The organism is Streptomyces rectiviolaceus, from assembly GCF_039533825.1.
GTDB classification, from domain to species: domain Bacteria; phylum Actinomycetota; class Actinomycetes; order Streptomycetales; family Streptomycetaceae; genus Streptomyces; species Streptomyces rectiviolaceus.
Map to the genome: position 1 here is coordinate 44,095 of NZ_BAAAUG010000157.1, position 22,682 is coordinate 66,776.

20 protein-coding genes are annotated in these 22,682 nt (G+C 70.6%); 10 read left to right on the forward strand and 10 right to left on the reverse strand.

Annotation, left to right across the window (positions count from 1 at the left end; genetic code table 11):
• Positions 1 to 2: 2 nt before the first annotated feature.
• The 7 genes from ABD378_RS35505 to ABD378_RS35535 all read right to left on the reverse strand — a co-directional run bounded on the left by ABD378_RS35505 (position 3) and on the right by ABD378_RS35535 (position 7,416).
• Positions 3 to 1,022 carry an ABC transporter permease gene (locus ABD378_RS35505; protein ID WP_344527966.1) on the reverse strand — a complete coding sequence of 340 codons (1,020 nt, stop codon included), beginning with the start codon at positions 1,020 to 1,022 and terminating at the stop codon, positions 3 to 5.
• A complete protein-coding gene (locus ABD378_RS35510; protein WP_344527968.1) occupies positions 1,019 to 2,536 on the reverse strand; it encodes a sugar ABC transporter ATP-binding protein in 1,518 nt (505 codons plus the stop codon). Before ABD378_RS35510 ends, ABD378_RS35505 begins: the two co-directional genes overlap by 4 nt.
• Before the next feature lie 178 nt (positions 2,537 to 2,714).
• Positions 2,715 to 3,896 (reverse strand): ROK family transcriptional regulator, encoded by a 1,182-nt coding sequence (locus ABD378_RS35515; protein WP_249586653.1) that lies wholly within the window; start codon positions 3,894 to 3,896, stop codon positions 2,715 to 2,717.
• A 213-nt stretch (positions 3,897 to 4,109) separates the two neighbouring features.
• Positions 4,110 to 4,790 (reverse strand): GntR family transcriptional regulator, encoded by a 681-nt coding sequence (locus tag ABD378_RS35520; protein WP_344527973.1) that lies wholly within the window; start codon positions 4,788 to 4,790, stop codon positions 4,110 to 4,112.
• Positions 4,791 to 4,899: 109 nt separating this feature from the next.
• Entirely contained in the window at positions 4,900 to 5,847 is a 948-nt protein-coding gene (locus tag ABD378_RS35525; protein ID WP_344527975.1) for a beta-ketoacyl-ACP synthase III, read from the reverse strand.
• A gap of 122 nt (positions 5,848 to 5,969) precedes the next feature.
• The gene (locus ABD378_RS35530) at positions 5,970 to 6,113 is read right to left on the reverse strand and encodes an MFS transporter small subunit (RefSeq protein ID WP_202121416.1); all 144 of its coding nucleotides are present in this window, start codon (positions 6,111 to 6,113) and stop codon (positions 5,970 to 5,972) included.
• Entirely contained in the window at positions 6,082 to 7,416 is a 1,335-nt protein-coding gene (locus tag ABD378_RS35535) for an OFA family MFS transporter (protein WP_344527979.1), read from the reverse strand. Before ABD378_RS35535 ends, ABD378_RS35530 begins: the two co-directional genes overlap by 32 nt.
• Positions 7,417 to 7,633: 217 nt before the next feature.
• Between ABD378_RS35535 and ABD378_RS35540 the strand changes: the two genes are divergently transcribed.
• Genes ABD378_RS35540 through fdhD form a run of 5 tightly spaced genes read left to right on the forward strand, consistent with a single transcriptional unit; the run spans position 7,634 to position 14,392 of the window.
• Positions 7,634 to 8,611, forward strand: coding sequence for a 2-dehydropantoate 2-reductase (locus tag ABD378_RS35540; protein ID WP_344527981.1), 978 nt, complete (start codon positions 7,634 to 7,636; stop codon positions 8,609 to 8,611).
• Entirely contained in the window at positions 8,608 to 10,548 is a 1,941-nt protein-coding gene (locus tag ABD378_RS35545) for a molybdopterin oxidoreductase family protein (RefSeq protein WP_344527983.1), read from the forward strand. The genes ABD378_RS35540 and ABD378_RS35545 overlap by 4 nt, the downstream gene beginning before the upstream one ends.
• A gap of 18 nt (positions 10,549 to 10,566) precedes the next feature.
• Positions 10,567 to 12,681 (forward strand): NADH-ubiquinone oxidoreductase-F iron-sulfur binding region domain-containing protein, encoded by a 2,115-nt coding sequence (locus ABD378_RS35550; RefSeq protein ID WP_344527985.1) that lies wholly within the window; start codon positions 10,567 to 10,569, stop codon positions 12,679 to 12,681.
• Positions 12,678 to 13,538 carry a 2Fe-2S iron-sulfur cluster-binding protein gene (locus ABD378_RS35555; RefSeq protein WP_344527987.1) on the forward strand — a complete coding sequence of 287 codons (861 nt, stop codon included), beginning with the start codon at positions 12,678 to 12,680 and terminating at the stop codon, positions 13,536 to 13,538. The genes ABD378_RS35550 and ABD378_RS35555 overlap by 4 nt, the downstream gene beginning before the upstream one ends.
• Positions 13,539 to 13,543: 5 nt before the next feature.
• Positions 13,544 to 14,392 carry a formate dehydrogenase accessory sulfurtransferase FdhD gene (gene fdhD, locus ABD378_RS35560; protein ID WP_344527989.1) on the forward strand — a complete coding sequence of 283 codons (849 nt, stop codon included), beginning with the start codon at positions 13,544 to 13,546 and terminating at the stop codon, positions 14,390 to 14,392.
• A gap of 121 nt (positions 14,393 to 14,513) precedes the next feature.
• On the opposite strand, the gene ABD378_RS35565 is transcribed toward fdhD, so the two are convergent.
• Positions 14,514 to 14,957, reverse strand: coding sequence for a MarR family winged helix-turn-helix transcriptional regulator (locus ABD378_RS35565; RefSeq protein ID WP_344527991.1), 444 nt, complete (start codon positions 14,955 to 14,957; stop codon positions 14,514 to 14,516).
• A 90-nt stretch (positions 14,958 to 15,047) separates the two neighbouring features.
• Between ABD378_RS35565 and ABD378_RS35570 the strand changes: the two genes are divergently transcribed.
• The 3 genes from ABD378_RS35570 to ABD378_RS35580 all read left to right on the forward strand — a co-directional run bounded on the left by ABD378_RS35570 (position 15,048) and on the right by ABD378_RS35580 (position 19,289).
• Positions 15,048 to 15,983 carry a quinone oxidoreductase family protein gene (locus ABD378_RS35570; protein ID WP_344527993.1) on the forward strand — a complete coding sequence of 312 codons (936 nt, stop codon included), beginning with the start codon at positions 15,048 to 15,050 and terminating at the stop codon, positions 15,981 to 15,983.
• A gap of 134 nt (positions 15,984 to 16,117) precedes the next feature.
• Entirely contained in the window at positions 16,118 to 18,019 is a 1,902-nt protein-coding gene (locus ABD378_RS35575; protein ID WP_344527995.1) for an exo-alpha-sialidase, read from the forward strand.
• Positions 18,020 to 18,029: 10 nt separating this feature from the next.
• The gene (locus ABD378_RS35580; protein ID WP_344527997.1) at positions 18,030 to 19,289 is read left to right on the forward strand and encodes a DUF4185 domain-containing protein; all 1,260 of its coding nucleotides are present in this window, start codon (positions 18,030 to 18,032) and stop codon (positions 19,287 to 19,289) included.
• On the opposite strand, the gene ABD378_RS35585 is transcribed toward ABD378_RS35580, so the two are convergent.
• Positions 19,225 to 20,265 (reverse strand): bile acid:sodium symporter family protein, encoded by a 1,041-nt coding sequence (locus ABD378_RS35585; protein WP_344527999.1) that lies wholly within the window; start codon positions 20,263 to 20,265, stop codon positions 19,225 to 19,227. The two genes, ABD378_RS35580 and ABD378_RS35585, sit on opposite strands and share 65 nt — an antisense overlap.
• A gap of 116 nt (positions 20,266 to 20,381) precedes the next feature.
• Here ABD378_RS35585 and ABD378_RS35590 point away from each other — a divergent pair, with 116 nt between their 5' ends.
• Positions 20,382 to 21,257, forward strand: a complete 876-nt coding sequence (locus tag ABD378_RS35590) for a LysR substrate-binding domain-containing protein (protein WP_344528001.1) — start codon at positions 20,382 to 20,384, stop codon at positions 21,255 to 21,257.
• On the opposite strand, the gene ABD378_RS35595 is transcribed toward ABD378_RS35590, so the two are convergent.
• Positions 21,245 to 22,252, reverse strand: a complete 1,008-nt coding sequence (locus tag ABD378_RS35595) for an Lrp/AsnC family transcriptional regulator (protein ID WP_344528003.1) — start codon at positions 22,250 to 22,252, stop codon at positions 21,245 to 21,247. The two genes, ABD378_RS35590 and ABD378_RS35595, sit on opposite strands and share 13 nt — an antisense overlap.
• A gap of 120 nt (positions 22,253 to 22,372) precedes the next feature.
• On the opposite strand from ABD378_RS35595, the gene ABD378_RS35600 reads away from it, so the two are divergent.
• On the forward strand, positions 22,373 to 22,682 hold a 310-nt coding region (locus ABD378_RS35600; protein ID WP_344528005.1), incomplete at its 3' end, for an MFS transporter.

Here is a 22,682-nt window from a genome sequence, read left to right on the forward strand (position 1 = left end):
GATCAGGTATGGGAGGACGTGCGTCGCTGGACAAGCACCGCGGCGACGATGATCGCCCCCTTGGCGATCTGCTGGACATCGCTCTGGAGGTTGTTCAGCGCGAAGATGTTCTGGATCGTCATGAAGATCAGTACGCCGAGCACGGAGCCGGTGATGGTGCCGCGGCCGCCGCTGAGCAGGGTGCCGCCGATGATCGCGGCGGCGATGGCGTCGAGCTCGTAGAGGTTGCCGTTGGTGTTCTGGCCCGATCCGGAGAGGATGATCAGCAGGAAGGCCGCGATCCCGCAGCAGAGCCCGGAGAGCAGGTAGAGGTACAGGCGCTGCCTGCGTACGTCGATGCCTGCGAGCCGTGCCGCCTCCGCGTTGCCGCCGACCGCGACCGAGCGCCGCCCGAAGGTGGTGCGGTTCAGGAGCAGCCAGCCGACGACGGTGACGGCCGCGAAGACGAGCACGAGCGGCGGTATGCCGAGGATGTAGGAGTCGCGCTCGCCGAGCTTCAACACCCCGTCCACGGTGACCATTTGGGTCTTGCCGTCGGTGATCTGAAGCGCGAGGCCGCGGCCCGACGCCAGCATGGCGAGGGTCGCGATGAACGGCACAAGACCGCCGTACGCGATGAGCATTCCGTTGACGAGGCCGCAGGCCATGCCGACGAGCACCGCGGTGAACAGGATGCCCGCCCAGCCGTACTCCTGGGTGGCGACCGTCGTGGCCCACACCGAGGCGAGCGCGACGATCGCGCCGACCGACAGGTCGATGCCGCCGGAGATGATCACGAAGGTCATGCCGACCGTGACGACGCCGATGACGGACGCCTGGGTCAGGATCAGCTGGAGGTTGTCGGTGTCGAGGAACGAGTCGGGCTGGGTGATGCCGCCGATCAGGATCAGGACGGCGAGCACACCGAGCAGGGACAGCGTCCGCACGTCGGCACGTGCGGTGAGCGTCCGCAACGGGCTTGGGCCGTCCGCCGGTCCACTCTTCGATACGGCGGGCCGTGGCGGCGATGCGGGCTGCGTCATGACGCCGGGCTCCCTTCGAGTACGAGGTCGAGTACGCGGTGTTCGTCGAGGTCACGGGCCGGCGCCGTATGGACGACGCGGCCCTCGCGGAGGACCAGGACGCGGTCGGCGAGGCCGAGGACTTCGGGCACTTCACTGGAGACGAGCAGGACGGCGAGGCCGTCGTCGGCGAGGCGGCGGATCACGGCGTACAGCTCGGCGCGGGCGCCGACGTCCACGCCGCGGGTCGGCTCGTCGAGCAGCAGGACGCGGCAGCCGCGGAGCAGCCAGCGGGCCAGGACGGCCTTCTGCTGGTTGCCGCCGGAGAGCGTGCGCACGGGCGCGGAGGGGTTGTCGGGGCGCAGGGACAGCTCGCGGGTCGCGGTCTGCGCGGCCTTCTTCTCGGCTCCGCGGTCGAGCCAACCGCCGCGCGAGAAGCGGGACATGGAGGAGACCGACACATTGTTGGTGACGGACTCCAGCATCAGCAGGGCCTGCGCCTTGCGCTCCTCGGGGGCGAGCCCGAGCCCCGCGCGGACGGCGGCGCGGACGCTGCCGGGCTTCAACGGCTTTCCGTCGACGGTGACTTGACCGGCGGTCGGTTTGCGTGCGCCGTAGATGGCCTCCAGGACCTCGGAGCGGCCGGAGCCGACGAGCCCGGCGAGGCCGACGATCTCGCCGGGGCGCAGTTCGAGGTCGAGGGGTTCGAATTCACCGGCGCGGGCGAGCCCCGTCACCTTCAAGACCGGTTCGGCCAGGGGTGGTTCGGTGGGCCGGTCCGGGAAGACGTACTCGACGTTTCGGCCGGTCATCAGGGCGACGACGTCGCGGGTCGGGGTCTCCTTCGCGGAGAGCCCGACCGCCACCGCACGGCCGTCCTTGAGGACGGTGACGCGGTCGCCGATGCGGCGGATCTCTTCGAGGCGGTGGGAGATGTAGACGACGGCGACACCGTCCGCCGTCAGATCGCCGACGATGCGGAAGAGGTTGTCGACCTCGCCCGGGTCGAGGGCGGCCGACGGCTCGTCCATGACGATGAGGCGCACTTCGTGGGAGAGCGCGCGAGCCATGGACACGATCTGCTGCTGGGCGGCGGAGAGGTCACCGACGAGCGTTCCCGGGTCGATCTCGTCGTGCCCAAGTCGCCTGAGAAGCCCGGCAGTTGAAGCCTTCGCCTCTCGCCCCTTCACGACGAAACCGGCCGCGGTCGGCTCATGTCCGAGGTGGACGTTCTCGGCGACGGACAGGGCCTCCACCAGGTCGAGCTCCTGGTAGATGGTGGCGATGCCGAGGCGCATGGCGGCGATCGGCGACTTGAGCGTGGTGCGCTCGCCGCGCCAGGTGATCTCGCCGCCGTCGGGCTGGTGCGCCCCGGCGAGGACCTTGATGAGCGTGGACTTCCCGGCGCCGTTCTGGCCGAGCAGGCAGTGCACTTCACCTGCCTGGACGTGGAGGTCGACGCCGTCGAGGGCGCGGACGCCGGGGAACGACTTGGTGATGCCGGACATGGTGAGCAGCGGTGGTTCTGGTGCCATGACGGGTCCCTTGGGCGGGTGCGGCCGGTTACAGGGCAGGGCGGGGTAAGGCGATGGCCCCTTCGGACGGGGCGAGGCTGTTTCGGAGCAGGGCGAGGCAGCGCGCTGTACTGGGTGAGGTGTGGTGCGGTGTGCTGCTTGGTGTCGTACGGGTGGTCGTACGGGTCGTACTTACCGGTCAGGCCGGTGAGAACAGATGGTCGCTGATGAGCCGGGCGCCGCCGATCACTCCGGCGGTCGGTCCCAACTCACCCAGGACGATGGGGAGGTTGCCGGTCGCCAGGGGCAGCGACTGGCGGTAGACCTGCGTGCGGATGGCGGCGAGCAGCGTATGGCCGAGGCCGGTCACACCGCCGCCGATCACCACGAGGCCCGGGTTGAAGAAGCTGACGAGGCCCGCGATGACCTGGCCGGTGCGGTTGCCGCCCGCGCGGATGAGGTCCAGTGCGGTGGCGTCACCGGCGGCGGCTGCCGCCGAGACGTCGACCGCGCTGAGCTTCCCGGCTGCTTCCAGGCGGGTCGCGAGTTCCTGGGAGAGCCCTTGGCCGACGGCGTCCTCCGCGTCGCGGGCGAGTGCCGCGCCGCTGAAGTAGGCCTCCAGGCAGCCCTTGTTGCCGCAGGCGCAGGGCCGCCCGTCCGGTTCCACCTGGATGTGGCCGATGTCGCCCGCGCTGCCGGTCACCCCTCGGTAGACCTCACCGCCGACGACGATCCCGCAGCCGATGCCCGTGCCGATCTTGACGCAGAGGAAGTCGCCCACGGAGCGTGCGACGCCCGCGTGCTGTTCCCCCATCGCCATCAGGTTCACGTCGTTGTCGACCATGACGGGGCAGCCCAGATCCTGACTGATGGCCTCCCGTACGGGGAAACCGTCCCATCCCGGCATGATCGGCGGGGCGACCGGGACGCCTTCGGGGAAGCGGACGGGACCCGGGACGCCGATCCCGGCGCCGTCGAACCCTTCCGCGAGCCCGGAGGCCTTCAACTTGGCCGCCATGGCGAGGACTTGCTCGAAGACCGCGACGGGGCCCTCGCGCACGTCCATGGGTTGGTTGATGTGGCCGAGGACCTCCAGCTCGGCATTGGTCACCGCTACGTCGACCGAGGTCGCGCCGATGTCCACGCCGAGGAAGCGGAGGGCGGGGGCCAGGCGGATGTTGTGGGAGCGACGGCCGCCGCGCGAGGCGGCGAGTCCGTCGGCGACCACGAGTCCGGTCTCCAGGAGCCGGTCCACCTCGACGGCCAGCTTCGACCGCGAGAGGTCGACCTGATCGCCCAGCTGGGCACGGGAGTTGGGCCCTCCGTCACGCAGCAGCCGCAGCAGTCGCGCCTGGTGCGCATTGGCGGGTCGAGCCGTCATACGTCTCACGCGCCCCTCCCCGCCTCAGTGGGCAACTCACGTCGTCCAACTCGTTCCGCCGCGGCGGATTCTCGCCGTCGCGTCGGGCTTTCGAGGGGAACGTAGCAGCGCCTGCCGGGAGTGGGAAGAAGTTGCGCAGGAATTACCCATGACTTTCTCCAGTCACAGGACAAAGAGACGGACAGATGACGGACAGACGACGGGGCTGACGCGTCAGGCGTCGCGCTCGCGCCGGTGGTACGTCTCCCGTGTGTGCTCCGTGTGCGCGCGCATGATCTCCGTGGCCCGGCGCTCGTCGCGCTCGGCGATCGCCGCGATCAGCTGGCGGTGCTCGATCCAGGACTGCTTGCCGCGCCGGCGGGCCACCGGCGTGTAGTACCAGCGCACGCGGCGGTCCACCTGCCCGGCGAGCTCGGCGAGGACGACATTGCCCGCGAGCTCCATCACCTTGGCGTGGAAGGCCGCGTTCGTGGCCACCACCAGGTCCACCTCGCCGTCCGTGACGGCCTGCTCACCCTTGGCGCACAGCTCTTCCAGTGCGGTGATCCCCGCGGTGCCCGTGTTGGCCGCCGCGAGCCGGGCGGCCTCCGCCTCAAGGAGCGTGCGGACCGTGAGCAGCTGGTCCGCCTCCTCCTCGGTGGGCTCGTGCACAAACGCGCCCTGCGCGGGGCGCAGATCGACCCAGCCCTCGGTGTTGAGCCGCTGCAGCGCCTCGCGCACCGGCTGCCGTGACACACCCAGGTGCCCGGCCAGTTCACTCTCCACGAGGTGCTGGCCCGGCTGCAGCGCGCGGGTCGTGATGAGCTCGAGCAGCGCTTCGTAGACCCGCTCACGGAGCGGACCGGGCCGTTCGAGCTTGGGCACCGCCCCCTGCGGCAGTCCTGTGGACAACATCGCGGTCCCCTCCTCGACGATTGCCTTTTGTCTACAGTCTACTGAGCACAATGGCCAGCACTAGGGGGAGTTGGCCCGGTCACACGACGCAGGGCGGTGCTCCGCCGCGCTACGGGCAGCGGATGACCTGGCCCGCGTACGACAGGTTCCCGCCGAAGCCGAAGAGCAGCACCGGATCCCCGTGGACGATCTCGCCGCGTTCCACCAGCTTGGACAGGGCGAGCGGGATGCTGCCCGCCGAGGTGTTGCCGGAGTTCACGACGTCGCGCGCGACGACCGCGTTGACCGCGCCGATCCGCTCGGCAAGCGGCTCGATGATGCGCAGGTTGGCCTGGTGCAGGACGACCGCCGCCAGGTCCGCAGGAGTGAGACCGGCCCGCTCGCAGGCCTTGCGGGCGAGCGGCGGAAGCTGCGTCGTCGCCCAGCGGTAGACGCTCTGGCCCTCCTGCGCGAACCGCGGCGGCGTGCCCTCGATACGGACGGCATTGCCCATCTCGGGCACCGAGCCCCAGAGCACGGGGCCGATGCCGGGCACCTCGCCGGGACCGCAGGCCTCGACGACGGCCGCGCCGGCCCCGTCCCCGACCAGGACGCACGTGGTGCGGTCCGTCCAGTCGGCCACCTCGGACATCTTGTCCGCGCCGATCACCAGGGCACGGGTGGCGCCCCCGGCCCGTACGGCGTGGTCCGCGGTGGCCAGCGCGTGCGTGAAGCCCGCGCAGACCACGTTGATGTCCATGGCGGCCGGTGACGGGATGCCGAGGCGGGCCGCCACCCGCGCCGCCATGTTCGGCGAGCGGTCGATCGCGGTGGAGGTGGCGACCAGGACGAGGTCGATGGCGTCGGGGGCGAGTCCGGCGGCGGCGAGGGCCTTGGCCCCGGCCTGCGCGGCGAGCTCGTCGACCGGCTCCTCGGGTCCCGCGATGTGGCGGGTGCGGATGCCCACGCGGGAGCGGATCCACTCGTCGCTGGTGTCGACCATGCCCGTCAGGTCCTCGTTGGTGAGGATCTTGGCGGGCTGGTAGTGGCCGACGGCGGCGATGCGTGAGCCGTGCATGAACGGGTCCCCCTTGGTGCCGGAGATGCGGGACCGTCCAGTCTGGTCAGCGACTCACCAGTAACAGGACACGTAAAGCGACAGGAAACGGGCGTGGGCTTTGGACACTTCTCATCATCAGGTCACCCGGTGAAGAGCTGAGTGGCCTTGTGTACGAGTTCATACAGCCCATATCCGAGCGGAACCCCCACCCAGAGCCAGGCGGCGACGATCAGCGCCCTGCGGCGGGGCGGACTACTGGGCGGCGTGCTGGTCGGTGCCGTCATGGGCGGCCTCCCTCGGGGCGGGGATGTGGTGGCGGGCATGGACGGGCCGGACGAACTCGTTCGCCACGAAGCCGACGATCAGCAGTCCGATCATGATCGTGAGGGAGAGGCCGTAGAGCCCCGCTCCGCTCTTGCCCGCCTCTTCCTGGTGGTCGGCGACCCAGTTCACGATCAGCGGCCCGAGGACGCCCGCCGTCGACCAGGCGGTCAGGAGCCGCCCATGGATCGCGCCGACCTGGTAGGTCCCGAAGAGGTCCTTCAGATACGCGGGGATCGTCGCGAATCCGCCTCCGTAGAAGGAGAGGATCACCAGGGCGCAGACGATGAAGAGCGGCTTCGACGCGTCTCCGAACTGGACGATCAGCAGATACATCAGTGCGCCGACGCCCAGGTAGACGCGGTAGACGTTCTTGCGGCCGATCAGGTCGGACGTCGACGACCAGCCGATGCGTCCGGCCATGTTCGCGGCGGAGAGCAGGGCGACGAAGCCCGCGGCGGCCGCGGCCGAGACCGGCGTCGAGGTGTCCGAGAAGAAGTCGGTGATCATCGGCGCCGCCTTCTCCAGGATGCCGATGCCCGCCGTCACGTTCATGCAGAGCACGATCCACAGGCACCAGAACTGGGGCGTCCGCACGGCGGCCCGCGCGGACACCTGCGGCCCGTCGAGCACACCGGGAGCGCCGGGCGCCCGCGCCCCTTCCGTACGCGGAACCCGCACGAGGAGCACGCCGAGCGACATGAAGGCGGCGTACGTGAGGCCGTGCACGAGGAACGCGAGGGCGATGCCGTCGGCGTCCGCGCCGAAGGAGTCCAGCATCTGCGCCGACCACGGCGACGCGATGAGCGCGCCGCCGCCGAAGCCCATGATCGCGATGCCGGTCGCCATGCCGGGGCGATCGGGGAACCACTTGATCAGTGTCGACACGGGCGAGATGTAACCGATGCCCAGGCCGATACCGCCGACGAAGCCGTATCCGAAGACGATCAGCCAGTACTGACTGATCGCCGCGCCGAGTGCCGCGATCAGGAAGCCGGAGGAGAAGCAGACGAGGGCGACCGTCATCGCCCAGCGCGGCCCGTTGCGCTCCACGAGCGTGCCGCCGAACGCCGCCGAGAGGCCGAGCATCACGATGCCGAGCTGGAAGGGGAGCGCGCTCTGCGTGCCGCTGAGGTGGAGCGCGGATTCCAGCGGGGGCTTGAAGACGCTCCAGGCGTAGGCCTGGCCGATGGAGAGGTGTACGGACAGGGCGGCGGGCGGTACGAGCCAGCGGCTCCATCCCGGAGGTGCGACGGGGGGCCTCATGATCCCGAACAGTAGGAATACAGGAGGGGAGTTGGGAAGAGGCCGACGCGTTTTCGTCGACGGTATGCAATGTGTCGCGCGACCCCTTGCTGGGCCAAGTTCCATACTGTAGACAATATTCCATCGACAGTTATGGCATGCGATGTCGAAAGTCATGGGCATGCGACGTCGACCCTGAGCCTTCTTCGGATCCCTCAACCGAACGGAGCGCGCCACCGTGAAAGTCGCAGTCCTTGGCGCCGGTGCGATCGGCGCCTACGTCGGAGCCGCGCTGCACCGCGCCGGTGCCGACGTCCATCTCGTAGCCCGTGGACCGCATCTGGCGGCCATGAGGCAGCACGGAGTACGTGTCCTCAGCCCTCGCGGCGACTTCACCGCGCGGGCCCACGCCACCGACGACCCGGCCGACATCGGCCCGGTCGACTTCGTCTTCCTGGGCTTGAAGGCCAACTCGTACGCGGCGTGCGGGCCGCTGATCGAGCCGCTCCTGCACGACAAGACGGCGGTGATAGCCGCCCAGAACGGCATCCCCTGGTGGTACTTCCACCGGCACGGAGGCCCGCACGACGGCCACCGCGTCACGAGCGTGGACCCCGACGGCGCGGTCAGTGCGGTGATCGCGCCCGAACGGGCCATCGGTTGTGTGGTGTACGCGGCAACCGAACTGGAGGGGCCGGGAGTTGTCCGGCACCTGGAAGGTACCCGGTTCTCCGTCGGGGAACCCGACCGCTCGCGCTCCGAGCGCTGTCTCGCCTTCAGCGAGGCCATGCAGGCGGGCGGTCTCAAATGCCCCGTGGAGCCCGAACTGCGCGGCGACATCTGGATCAAGCTGCTCGGCAACATCTCCTTCAACCCGATCAGCGCGCTCGCCCGCGCCACGATGCGCGAGATGTGCCTGCACGGCGGCACGCGCCGCGTCATCGAGATCATGATGAACGAGACGCTCGCCGTCGCGGCGGCCCTCGGCTGCCGCCCCGACATCTCCGTCGAGCGGCGCCTCGCGGGCGCCGAGCGGGTGGGCGACCACCGCACCTCCACACTCCAGGACCTGGAGCGCGGCAAACCGCTTGAACTCGACGTGCTGCTCGCGGCCGTCGTGGAACTCGCGGAGATCACCGGGGTCCCGGTGCCGACGCTCCGTACCGTCCACGCCATCTCGGATCTGCTGGCCGACCGCATGAGGAGCGCGGCATGAGCAAGAAACGGGACCGGGTGCCCAAGACGTACGCCCGGCTCACCCACCCCCTCGTACGCGATTCGCGCGACGAGCCGTTCCGTCAGGCCACCTGGGACGAGGCGCTGGCCCGGACGGCGGCGGGGCTGCAGGCCGCGCGCGGCGCGTTCGGGATGTTCTCCTGCGCCCGCGCGACCAACGAAATGAACTACGTGGCCCAGAAGTTCGCCCGCGTGGTGATGGGCACGAACAACGTCGACTCCTGCAACCGCACCTGCCACGCACCGAGCGTCGCGGGCCTCTCCGCGGCCTTCGGTTCGGGCGGCGGCACCTCTTCTTATGAAGAGGTCGAACACACCGATCTGATCGTGATGTGGGGCTCCAACGCCCGCTTCGCGCACCCGATCTTCTTCCAGCACGTCCTGAAGGGGATCAGGAACGGCGCCCGCATGTACGCCGTCGACCCGCGCCGCACCAAGACCGCCGAGTGGGCGGAGAGCTGGCTCGGTCTGAACGTCGGCACGGACATCCCGATGGCGCACGCGATCGGCCGCGAGATCATCCACGAGGGCCTGGCCAACAGGGCGTTCATCGAGCGTGCCACGTCCGGCTTCGAGGAGTACGCGGCCCTGGTCGAGCCGTGGACGCTTACGCTCGCCGAGAAGGTGACGGGCGTACCCGCCGCCGCCATCAAGGAGTTGGCGCACGCCTACGCCCGCGCCGAGCGGGCGCAGCTGTGCTGGACGCTCGGCATCACCGAGCACCACAACGGCACGGACAACGTCCGCGCGCTGATCAACCTCTCGCTCCTGACCGGCCACGTGGGGCGTTACGGCTCGGGACTGCAGCCCCTGCGCGGACAGAACAACGTGCAGGGCGGCGGCGACATGGGCGCGATCCCCAACCGCCTGCCCGGCTTCCAGGACATCCTCGACCCCGACACCCGGCTGAAGTTCGAGACGGCGTGGGACACGGTCATCCAGCCGCGCTACGGGCTGAATCTGACGGAGATGTTCGAGGCGATGGAGGAGGGTGCGCTCAAGGCCGTCTACTGCATCGGCGAGAACCCCGCGCAGTCGGAGGCCGACAGCGAGCAGGCGATGCGGCGGATGCGGGCCCTGGACTTCTTCGTGGTCCAGGACATCTTCCTCACCAAGACCGCCGAGCTGGCCGATGTCGTGCTTCCGGCGACCGCCGCCTGGGCGGAGACCGACGGTACGACGACCAACAGCGAGCGGCGCGTGCAGCGGGTGCGCAAGGCCCTGCGGCCGCCCGGTGAGGCGCGCGAGGACATCGACATCCTCTGCGATCTCGCCGAACGTCTCGGCCACGACTGGAAGTACGCGGACGCGCAGGCGGTCTGGGACGAGCTGCGGTCGGTGTCGCCGGACCACTGGGGCATGACGTACGACCGCCTCGAGTCCCTGCAGGGCATCCAGTGGCCCTGCCCGTCGGAGGAGCGGGTCGAACCTACGTACCTGCACGGCCGGTTGTGGGAGTCGGCCCCCGCACGGAGGGGCGTGCTCGCGCCCTTCGGGCTCGTCGCGCACGACCCGCCGGTCGACCTCACGGACGACTCGTACCCGATCCGGCTCACGACGGGACGGCGGCTCGACTCCTACAACACCGGGGTGCAGACCGGGAGTTTCGCCTCGCCGCTGCGGCGCGGTGAGTACGTCGAGCTGTGCCCGGAGGACGCGGAGCGGTACGGGGTCGTGGTCGGCGAGGAGGTCCGGGTGTCGTCGCGGCGCGGCGCGGTGACGGCGCCCGTGTGGGTGGACCCGGGGCTGCGCCCCGGTCTGGCCTTCATGACCATGCACTTTCCCGACGAGGTCGACACCAACCAGCTCACGATCGAGGCCAATTGCCCGATCGCGGGCACGGCGGAGTTCAAGGCGTCGGCGATACGTATCGACAAGCTGATCGACAAGCTGACCGTGCCGGCGACGGTCCAGTGAGGTGAGGTGAGGTGACGTATGGATCTGCACTTCGGTGACAGCAAGCCGACGGACGAGGAGCGAGCCGCCGTGGACGCGCTGCTCGGTCCGCCCGAGACCGCGTGGGAGGGGGCCGACGACCGCAGCGACGCGGACCTGCGGTGGGCGCGGGGTGGCCGTGCGGCGCGGGAGCGGCGGGATGAGCTGTTGCCGGGGTTGCACGCGCTCAACGACCGCGTGGGGTGGGTGAGCGAGGGGGGTCTGGACTACCTCTGCCGGCGGCTGATGGTGCCGCCGGCGGAGGGGTATGGGGTGGCCACGTTTTACTCGATGTTCTCGGTGCGGGCGCGTCCCGCGACGGTGGTTCGGGTGTGTACGGATCTTGCTTGTGGGGGTGGGGCGGAGCTGTGCGGGGAGGTGGAGGCGCGGCTGGGTTCGGAGTCCGGGGTCGCCGTCGAGCGCTCGCCCTGCCTGGGGCTGTGTGAGCGGGCTCCGGCTGCGTTGGTGGTGCGGGCCGGTGTGCCTGCGGCGCTTCTTTCCCCAACCCCGCCCCTTCCCGGCTGTATCGATGTGCGGCTCCGCCGCGGGCCGCTGGCGCGGGGGCCTGGCGTGACCGCCGATCGCCTTGACGGCTCGTCCTCAAACGCCGGACGGGCTAAAGCCCTCCCGGATGCCGGACGGGCTGAAGCCCTCCCGCCCGGCCGCGATCTTTCAGCCCGTCCGGCGATTGAGGACGAACTCGGCGGAGCCGGTGATCGACGGCCACCCCAGGCGGCGGAGCCGTGGGATTCGGGTAGGGGCGGGAGCGGGGAGAGAACCTACGCCACCGCAACCCTCGCCCCCGCCGCACCCGACACCCTCACCCAAGCCGCCCTCGCCCCCGAATCCGCCCCCGCAGAGCCCTCCGCGGCCCTCGCCGTTCCCCAAGCAGGACAGGACGGCCTCCTGCTGCTCAGCAGGATCGGCAAGGTGGACCCCACCTCCCTGGACGACTACCGCGCGCACGGCGGCTACACCGCCCTGAGGCAGGCCTTCGCCATCGGCCCCGCCGCCGTCATCCGCGAGGTGACCGACTCCGGCCTCGTCGGCCGAGGCGGCGCCGCCTTCCCCACGGGAAGGAAGTGGCAGGCCACCGCCTCGCAGCCGGACCACCCCCACTACCTCGTCTGCAACGCGGACGAGTCCGAGCCCGGCACCTTCAAGGACCGGGTGATCATGGAGGGCGACCCGTACTCGCTCATCGAGTCGATGACCATCGCGGGGTACGCGACCGGCGCCCACCTCGGTTACCTCTACCTCCGCGGCGAGTACCCCCGCGCCCTGGAACGGCTGAACCACGCCATCACCCAGGCACGCGCGCGTGGACTGCTCGGGGACGACGTCCTGGGGCAGGGGTACGCCTTCGACATCGAGATCCGGAGAGGCGCGGGCGCCTACATCTGCGGTGAGGAGACCGCGCTCTTCAATTCCATCGAGGGGTATCGGGGGGAGCCGCGGTCCAAGCCGCCCTTCCCTGTGGAGAAGGGGCTTTTCGGCAAGCCCACCGCCGAGAACAACGTCGAGACCCTCGTCAATGTGCTCCCCATCCTCACCATGGGCGCACAGGCCTACGCCGCCATCGGCACGGAGAAGTCCACCGGGCCCAAGCTCTTCTGCGTCTCCGGAAGCGTCGAACGCCCCGGCATCTACGAGCTCCCCTTCGGCGCCACCCTCGGCGAACTCCTCGCCATCGCCGGGATGCCGGACAACCTCCGCGCGGTCCTCCTGGGCGGCGCGGCCGGAGGCTTCGTACGGCCCGACGAGCTCGACATCCCGCTCACCTTCGAGGGGACCAGGGACGCGGGCGCCACGCTCGGTTCGGGAGTCGTCCTCGCCCTGGACGACACCGTGCCGCTCCCCCGCGTCCTGCTCCGTATCGCCGAGTTCTTCCGCGACGAGTCCTGCGGGCAGTGCGTGCCCTGCCGGGTCGGCACCGTCCGGCAGGAGGAGGCCCTGCACCGCATCGTCGAGCGGACCGGGGCCGAGGCCGCCGGCGACATCGCTCTCCTGCGCGAGGTGGGGCGGACCATGCGGGACGCCTCCATCTGCGGGCTCGGCCAGACCGCGTGGAACGCCGTGGAATCCGCCATCGACCGCCTGGGGGCGTACAAGTGACCGCCGTACCGCTGGGAATCCCGCGCCGTCTCGTCGAGTTCACGCTTGACGGGCAGGACGCCAGAGTGCCCGAGGGGGCGACCATCCTGGAGGCCTGCCGGGCCGCGGGCAAGGACGTCCCGACCCTCTGCGAGGGCGACACGCTCACCCCGAAGAACGCCTGCCGGGTGTGTGTCGTGGAGGTCGAGGGCGCCCGTACCCTCGCCCCGGCCTGCTCGCGCCGGGCCGAGCCGGGCATGACCGTCCTCACCGACACCGAGCGCACCCGGCACAGCCGAAAGGTCGTGCTCGAACTTCTCGCGTCGTCCGTCGACATGTCGACCACGCCGAAGGTCGCGGGCTGGCTCAAGGAGTACGACGCCAAGCCCGACCGCTTCGGCCCGGACGCCGCACGGCTCAATGAGGAGCCCAGGGTCGACAACGACCTCTATGTGCGCGACTACGACAAGTGCATCCTCTGCTACAAGTGCGTCGACGCCTGCGGCGATCAGTGGCAGAACACGTTCGCCATCTCCGTGGTGGGCCGCGGTTTCGACGCCCGGATCGCCGTCGAGCACGACGGGCCGCTGACCGACTCCGCGTGCGTGTACTGCGGGAACTGCATCGAGGTCTGCCCGACCGGAGCCCTCAGCTTCAAGTCCGAGTTCGACATGCGGGCCGCGGGGACCTGGGACGAGGAGCGGCAGACCGAGACGACGACGGTGTGCGCGTACTGCGGAGTCGGCTGCAATCTGACCCTGCACGTGCAGGACAATGACATCGTGAAGGTCACCTCACCGCACGACAATCCGGTGACCCACGGCAACCTCTGCATCAAGGGCCGTTTCGGCTACCAGCACGTACAGAACCGGGACTGATCGACATGGGACGAGTCACGGAGCGCCGCCGCGTCATCCGCATCAGGGACGGGGCCGTCACCGAGCGGCCCGACACCCTGGTCGCGGAGGAACCACTGGAGATCCGGCTCAACGGAAAGCCGCTCGCGATCACCATGCGCACGCCGGGTGACGACTTCGCGCTGGCGGCGGGCTTCCTCGTGAGCGAGGGGGTGCTCGGCTCTGCGGACGAGCTCCAGTCCATCGTGTACTGCGCCGGGGCGACGGCGGACGGCTCGAACACGTACAACGTGGTCGACGTGAAGACCGCCCCGGGGCTCGTCCTGCCCGACATCAATCTCGAACGCAACGTCTACACCACCTCGTCCTGCGGCCTGTGCGGCAAGGCGAGCCTGGACGCGGTCCGTACGACGGCGCGGTTCCCGATCTCCGACACTCCCCCGGTCCGGCTCGGGACCGAGCTGCTCGCGTGCCTCCCCGACCGGCTGCGCGCGGCGCAGCGGGTCTTCGACCGGACCGGGGGCCTGCACGCGGCGGCGCTGTTCTCGGAGGACGGCGAACTCCTCGACATACGGGAGGACGTGGGCCGGCACAACGCGGTCGACAAACTCGTCGGGCGGGCCCTTCAGGACGGCCGTCTGCCGCTGTCGCGTGCCGTGCTTCTCGTGTCCGGGCGTGCCTCCTTCGAGCTGGCGCAGAAGGCGGTGATGGCGGGCATTCCGGTGCTCGCCGCCGTCTCCGCGCCGTCGTCCCTCGCCGTCGACCTGGCCGCGGAGACGGGCCTGACCCTGGTCGGTTTCCTGCGCGGCTCCTCCATGAACGTGTACGCGGGCGAGCACCGGATCGCCGTGCGGGCCGCGGCCTCCCAGGGCTGACCGGCCGCTCCCCGCTGCACGGCGGCGGGGCCCCGGCCGGCGGGGAGCGCCCCCTGCGCCGGCGGGGTCCCGGAACCGCCGGCCCATGCCTCGGTGCCCGCGCCAGGCCTCGGTGCCCGCGCTAGGCCTCGGTGCCCGAGATCCGGGTGAGCAGGGCCAGGAACTGTCCCCGCTCGGCGGCCGAAAGAGGCGCCAGGAGTTCGTCGTTGGCGCGCCGCGCCACCTCGGCACAGCGGTCGAGCGTGCGCTCGCCGTCCTCCGTGATCGTGATCGCGTTCTTGCGCCGGTCGGCGGGGTCGGGCGCGCGCAGGACGAGTCCGGCGTCCTGCAGGTCGTTGATGACACCGACCAGGTCCTTGGGGTCGAGCGAGATGCTGCGGCCGAGCGCCGCCTGCGCGACAGGGCCCTGATCGGCGACGGCGGAGAGCACCACGTGGTGCCACATCTTCATGTGCTCGCCCGCGAGGGCCTCGGCGACGAGGCCACGGCCACGGGCCGCCGCGCGTCCGAGGAGCCAGCTGGGGAGGGTGCGGATGCCGCTGGGCGCGGATGGGGTCGTGGGCATGGGGCGAGCCTATCCGAGAACCGTTGGACTTCCCAATGAAAATATGAGTACCGTTGGGGCTCCCAACGATCCTCTCCGCCTGGAGTACGCATGCGTCGCGTTCGGTACGAACACAGCGGTGGCCCCGAGGTCCTCTTCACCGAGGACGTGCCCGTCCCCGCGCCCGGCCCCGGCGAGCTGCTCGTGCGTGTCGAGGCCGCCGGGGTCACGCTCCCCGTCGTACGCAAGGTCCGCGAGCCCCGCGATCCGATCCCGCTCGGCGGGGAGATCGCCGGAGATGTGGTGTCCACCGGCGACGGCGTGAGCGGGTACGCGCCGGGTGACCGCGTCACGGGGCTCTGCTTCGGCCACGGCTACGCCGAGTTCGCGCTCCTCCACACCGCGATGGCGTCGCCCGTCCCTGACGGGGCGAGCGCAGTGGACGCGGTCGCCCTCGTCCGCAGCGGACTCGTCGCGTACGGCGCGCTGGACGCCGCCCGCCCCCTGGAGGGCGAGGCCGCGCTGATCACGGCGGCAGCCAGTGGAGTCGGTCATCTCGCCCTGCGGCTGGCCAGGCTGCGGGGTGCTTCGCGCGTCGTCGGAGCCGTTTCGGGAGGCGCGGCCGGTCCCGGCAAGGCGGACTTCCTGCGCTCGCTCGGCGCCGACGAGGTCATCACGTACGACGAAGAGACGTGGGGCGAGCCCGTCGACTACGTCCTCGACGCCGTCGGCGGCGAGCTGCTCACGCCCGCCGTGCGGGCACTCGCGCCGCACGGACGGCTCGTCGCGTACAGCTCGGGCGGCGGCACCGTCCAGGCGTACGACCTGCTCGTCGGCGCCAAGTCCGTCATCGGTTTCCAGATGGCGCTCATCGCGCGCGGGAGGCCCGAGGTGTACGAGACGTGGCGGCGCGAGCTGTGGCGGCTCTTCTCGGCGGGCGCGCTGCGGCCCGCCGTGCACATGGAATTCGCGCTCGAGGACGCGGCGAAGGCGCATGCGGTGATCGAGGCGCGGAGCAACCTCGGGAAAGTCGTACTGATTCCCTGACCCTGACCAGGCCGCGCCCATTCGTGCCACGCACGCTTCTTGTGGGGTGTCGAGCCGCCCAAGTAGCGTCTGAGGCGCGAACGTTGGACGTGGGATGTCAGGATGTCCAGTCACCTTGAAGGGTGGGCCGCGCCATGCCATCAGCTCTACGTGTACGCCTCAGATCCCTCCGCACCGCCACGGCCGCCCTGACGGTCGTCGCCGTGGGGGCGCTGCTCCCCGGGCCCACGGCGCAGGCGGCGCCGGATGACGCCCGCGCTCCGGGGTTCGAGCAGCAGGTGCTTTTCAAGGCCTCGCAGGATCCCGGATACGCCTGCTACCGCATCCCCGCCGTGGTGAAGACGGTCAAGGGCACGCTCCTCGCCTTCGCGGAGGGGCGCGTGAACGACTGCAGCGACGCGGGCGACATAGACATCGTCGTCAAGCGCTCGCACGACGGCGGCCGCACCTGGAGTCCGCTCCAGGTCGTCAACGAGGGCGCGGGCGACACGCACGGCAACCCCGCCCCGATCGTGGACCGCAGGACCGGCCGCATCCTGCTGGCGGAGACGTACAACACGGGCCGCACGGACGGCGGGAACTGCGCCGTCCCCTGCGACCGCACCCCGCACCTCCAGTACAGCGACGACGACGGCCGCAGCTGGTCGGCGCCGCGCGACCTGAGCGACCAGATCCTGCCGAAGGACTGGAACTCCTGGTACGCGACCGGCCCCGTCCACGGCATCCAGCTGACGCGTGGGCGGCACGCGGGACGGCTCGTCTTCACCGTCAACACCGAGACATGGAACGGCAGTCGGGTCACCGCGAACCACGCGGCACTGATCGTCAGCGACGACGGCGGCGACAACTGGAAGATCGGCGCCAAGGACTCGTATCCGATACCGGCCGACGGCACGTTCCGGCAGAAGCCGTCGGAGATGACCATCACGGAGCGCCCGGACGGGGCGCTCTACGTCAACGGGCGCGAGCAGGACGGCACCGACCTCGGGCACCGCACCGACACGGTCAGCCGCGACGGGGGTGATTCCTTCGTCGCACCGTTCAAGGCCATTCCCGATCTCTACGCGCCCCAAGTGCAGGGTTCCACGCTCCAGTTCGGAAAGCGGATGCTGCTCGCCTGCCCCGGTGACCCCGACCGCCGCCGCACGATGCAGATCCGCTCCTCCTACGACGGCGGGCGCACCTGGGACAGCGTGGACCGCGGCACGACGGTCACCACGGACTGGTCCGGCTACTCGGACATGGTGCGGGCCGACGGCGGGCACGTGGGCCTGATGTACGAGGGCGGGGCGGTCGACGCGCGCGACGAGATCCGCTTCGCGCGGTTCACCGAGGACTGGCTGCAGCCGCGCCGTGGCCCGGACCCGACGACCTCCGACCGTGCGCCGCGCGCGAAGCCGGCGGCCGTGCTCGGCGGGGCGTCCACGACCGAGGGCCGCTTCGGCAGGGCCATCGCCTTCGACGGCACGGACGACGCCGTACGGCTGCCCTACCGCGACCAACTCCCGCTCGGCACAAAGGACTTCACGGCCTCGATGTGGTTCCGTTACTCGGCCACCAGCGGTGAGCAGCCACTCCTCTGGATGGGCGGCATCGGCACCAACCAGCCGCAGGTGTGGCTGCGCGGCGAGCCCGCGAGCAACCGCGTCACGGGCCTGATCACCACGCGCGACGGCGCCACTCCCCCGAAGTCCGCCTCCGTGCGCACCACGGGCGCCTACAACGACGGCCAGTGGCACCACATCGCGCTGCGCCGCGGCGGCGGGCAGCTGACGCTGTCCGTCGACGGCACACGGATCACCACCGCCGACGTCCCGGGCACGGTCACCCGTAACTCCGGGTACGGCTTCCACGTCGGCCAACGGGTCGACAGCCGCGCCCACTTCACCGGGTCGATCGACGAAGTACGTGTCTACGACCGGGCGTTGAGCGACGCCGAGCTGACCGAACTCGGGCAGGACGGCGCGGCCAAGGCCCCTGTGACGCGGGACACCGTCGCATGGCTCCCCATGGACCACATCCGCGCGAGCAACTAACGTCCCGCACGTGCCCGCCGACCAAGGTCCACGCCGAGGGTGGGGCGCGCGCAGGACCTGGATCGTCCTGCTGCTCGCCCTGGCCTGCGCGGCCGTGCTCCTCATCGCCCTCCCGGAAGACGACCGGGAGGGCGGCGACGCATGTGAGGCGCGCACCGTCTCGTCCTGGGCCGCCGACGACAAGGTCACCGGGGCGTTCGCCCGCTACGGCGACGACACGGCGCGGGCCGACGACTGGACCGGCGGGGACGGCACGCATTCGGTGCGCCTTCCGGACGGGCGGCTGCTCTGGCTGTTCTCCGACACCTTCCTCGGCCAGGTGCACGCACCGCCCAACCCGGCGGGCCAGCCCCACACCTGGCGTGACGCGACGGCGCCGATGGTCCGTAACTCGGCCGTGGTGATGTCGCGTTCGGGCACGCTGCAGCGCACGCTGCCGGCCCCGCTCTTTCCCGACCCCGCGCCGCAGCAGTGGCGCTGGCCGGTCGCCGCGAAGGTGGAGCCCCGCTCCCCCGGATCGTCCGACAAGGTCGTGCGCGTCCTGCTGTGGACCCGCGCCACCGGCACGGGTCCGTGGATCTACGGAGTGCCGACCGCCACGGAGGTCGCCACGCTCTCCCTGCCCGATCTGCGCGTCGAGGGCATCGTCAAGGTCTCCGACCAGAGTGCCGTGCCGGACCCCGAGAAGCGTGTCCTGTACGGCACGACGACGGTCGACGACGGCGACTGGACGTACGTCTTCGGTGGCAACGACGGCAAGGCGGTCGCGCGCCCCGCCTCGCACGCCTACGTGGCACGCGTCCCCAGGGGCAGGCTGGCGGAGCCCGGCGCGTGGCGGTACTGGGACGGCAAGGACTGGACGGAGTCCGGGAAGCCGCGCTCCGTACTGGGTGACGGTGAACGCAAGGGTGTGGGCAGCGCGTTCACTGTGGCGCGCGTGAAGGGGACGTACGTCCTGTTCACGATGGCCGCGGGCACCGAGGGTCTGACCGACGTGACCTCCTACTGGGCGTGCTCGCCCACCGGCCCCTGGCACGGCCCCGCGAAGGGCTTCGCGCCGCCTCTGCCGAAGGACGGCTCGGCGGAGCAGGACATGGCCGCGTACAACCCCCAGGCCCATCCGGCGCTCAGCGGGAACGGGCGGCTGCTGCTCAGTTACGACGTCAATTGGCTGGACGCGGCGCCCCAGAGCGCGCAGGCGAACGTCAGCCGGAACGTGTCCCTGTACCGACCGCGGTTCGTGTCTCTTCGCCTCGCGACGGCTCGCTGACGAATTCCACGACGTCGCGCGAGCGCCGCTTGGCGATCACCGCGCAGACCATCAGCTGCATCTGGTGGAAGAGCATCAGCGGAAGCACGGCGAGCGAGGCCTCGGCGCCGAACAGGACGCTCGCCATGGGCAGTCCCGCCGCGAGGGACTTCTTCGAACCGGCGAACTGGATGGCGATGCGGTCCCCGCGGCCGAAGCCGAGCCGCTTGGCCCCGTACCAGGTGAGGGCCAGCATCACGGCGAGCAGCACGGCCTCCACGCCGAGCAGCGCGCCGAGCCGCAGCGGCGTCACCTGGTGCCAGATGCCCTGCACCATGCCCTCGCTGAAAGCGGTGTAGACGACGAGCAGGATCGAGCCCCGGTCGACGAAGCCAAGGACCTTCTTGTTCCTGGCGATGAAGCCGCCGATCCACCGGCGCAGGACCTGACCGGCCAGGAACGGCACGAGGAGCTGCAGCACGATCTTCAGGACCGAGTCCGCGGAGAACCCGCCCCCGCTGTTGCCGAGCAGGGCGGCCGCGAGCAGCGGCGTGAGGACGATGCCTGCGAGCGAGGAGAAGGAGCCCGCGCAGATCGCCGCGGGCACGTTGCCGCGCGCCATGGAGGTGAAGGCGATCGACGACTGGATCGTGGAGGGCACGAGCGTCAGGAAGAGGAACCCGCTGTAGAGGGCGGGCGTCAGGACGTACGGAACGAGCCCCTTGGCCGCGAGCCCGAGCAGCGGGAAGAGGAGGAACGTACAGGCGAGGACGGTGACATGGAGCCGCCAGTGCTTGAGCCCGTCAAGGGCCTCACGGGTGGAGAGCCGCACTCCGTAGAGGAAGAAAAGGAGCGCGACGGCGGCCGTGGAGGCACTGCCCGCGATGTCGGCGCCGACGCCCCGCGCGGGCAGCAGCGCGGCGATACCCACCGTGCCGAGCAACGCCAGGATGTAGGGGTCGATCGGCATCCAGGTGGGCCAGCTCGGGCGTTTCACTTCGCTCCATCGGTTCGGTTCATGTCGTGCCCTCTCGATGATCCTCCTGATCACCGCGATCGGGAATCCCGGATACCGTTCTGACTGTCATCACGTTCCGCGATAACCTCGTGACCATGTACGACCCCGCCCAGCTCCGTACGTTCCTCGCCGTCGCCCAGACGTTGAGCTTCACGCAGGCCGCCCGGCGCCTGGGTCTGCGCCAGTCCACGGTGAGCCAGCACGTGCGCCGCCTGGAGGACGCCACCGGACGCCAGCTCTTCGCGCGCGACACGCACTCCGTGGAGCTGACCGAGGACGGCGAGGCCATGCTCGGCTTCGCGCGGCGGATCCTGGAGGTGCACGAGCAGGCGACGGCGTTCTTCACGGGGACGCGGCTCGGCGGGCGGCTGCGGTTCGGGGCGTCGGAGGACTTCGTCCTGACCCGGCTCACGGACATCCTCGAGTCGTTCCGGCACGATCACCCGGACGTCGATCTGGAGCTGACGGTCGAGCTGTCCGGCACGCTGCACGAGAAGCTGGACGCGGGCAAGCTCGATCTGGTCCTGGCCAAGCGGCGCCCTGAGGATCCGCGCGGCGAGCTGGTCTGGCATGACGAGCTCGTCTGGATCGGTGCCGAACGGCTGCGCCTCGACCCCGAGCAGCCGGTCCCGCTCGTCGTGTTCCCACCGCCCGGCATCAGCCGCGCCCTGGCCCTGGAAGCCCTGGAGCGGCGCGGCCGTGCCTGGCGGATCGCCTGCACGAGCGGCAGCCTGAACGGCCTGGTCGCCGCCGCCCGCGCGGGACTCGGCGTGATGGCGCACTCCCACGGCCTGATCCCGCCGGGCCTGGTCCGTGTCCCGGAGCGTGCGGGCCTTCCGGAGCTCGGCGCGGTCGACTTCGTGCTCCTGCACGGCGAGCGGCGGGCCTCGGCACAGGGCGCCGCGGACGCGCTCGCCGCATCCATCCTGGCGGGCGGCGACCGGCTGCACCGTCGGCGTCAGCGGGGATAGGGGCGGTACGTGAGCTGTTTGACGCGGCGCATGAACGGCGCCGTCTCGACGTGCTGGACGCCGTCGAGCTGCCCCAGCTTCCCGCTGAGGTAGGCGTAGAGCGCTGGAATGTCCCGGGTCACGGCCGTCGCCATGAGGTTGGAGGGCCCTGCCACGGCGGTGGCGTGGGCGATCTCGGCGTGGGACGCGAGGGCCTTGCCCACCGAGTCCATGGCCCAGGGTGCGGTGGTGATCCAGAGCATCGCCCCGACGTGCAGTCCGATGAGGGTGTTGGCGTACTCGATGTCGATGTAGATCGCGCCGGAGGCGAGGAGCGCGCCGAGGCGGCGCTTGACGGCCGACTCCGAACGCCCGGTGGCCCGCTGGAGCTCGGGGTAGGTCGCGCGGCCGTCCTGTTCGAGCGCGGCGACGAGCGGCTCGTCCTCAGGCTCGATCCGATGGCCCTCCACATGTGCGGCGGACGCGGGCGGCACAGCGCGCAGGGCCGCGATCTGCTCATCGGCGAGCGGCCCGTGCTTCATCAGCCAGCCGTCCGGGCCGCCGAAGAAGCGGTGCAGCATCTGCTGGGCGCGGATGTCGACGATGTGCGGGGTGCGCGGCAGCTTGGCGAGCAGCAGCTCGTCCTGGTCGGTGCGGGTGCGGGGCCGGGTGCAGCAGACGACTTCGGTGCCGCCGGAGGTGAGGCCGATCCATGAGGTGTCGGGGCGGCGCGCCAGGGCGGTGGCGATGGCATCGGCGCCGTCGGGAGCGCAGCGCAGCCGCAGCATCCACTGCTCCTGGCCGAGCTTCTCGTGGTCCCGGACGGCGACGATCCGGAGGCTGCCGTCCGAGACCAGCCTGCGGTAACGGCGGGCGACGGTCTGGTCGGAGACCCCCAGGACGGCGGCGATCTTGCTGAAGGGCGCGCGGCCGTCGATCTCCAGCGCCTGGAGGAGTCTGGCGTCGAACGAGTCCTGCATGCCCGATGTGGGGGATTCCATTCCTGCACTGCCCATCGGTGTCGAATTCCTTCGATCTTTCGTGACTGGTGACATGGATCGTCCGGGCGAACTCCATCGTACGAGCGATACGAGGCACGCACACGCGTCGTACACATCGCACGAGGAGAGTTGACAATGCGTACATGGGGGCCGCTCACAGCGGTATGCCTGGGGACGTTCATGCTGCTGCTGGACGTGACCATCGTGGTCGTGGCACTGCCCGACATGGCGGGGGCGCTGAACGCCTCGCTGAGCGATCTGCAATGGGTGATCGACGGCTATGCGCTGGCACTTGCCGCGCTGCTGCTCGGGGTCGGGGCCGCGGCGGACGTGCTCGGCCGGCGGCGGCTCAACGTGGCGGGCACCGCGCTCCTCGCGCTCGCCTCGCTCGGCTGCGGGCTCGCCACGAACGCCGAGGTCCTGGTGGCCGCGCGCGCCCATTGCA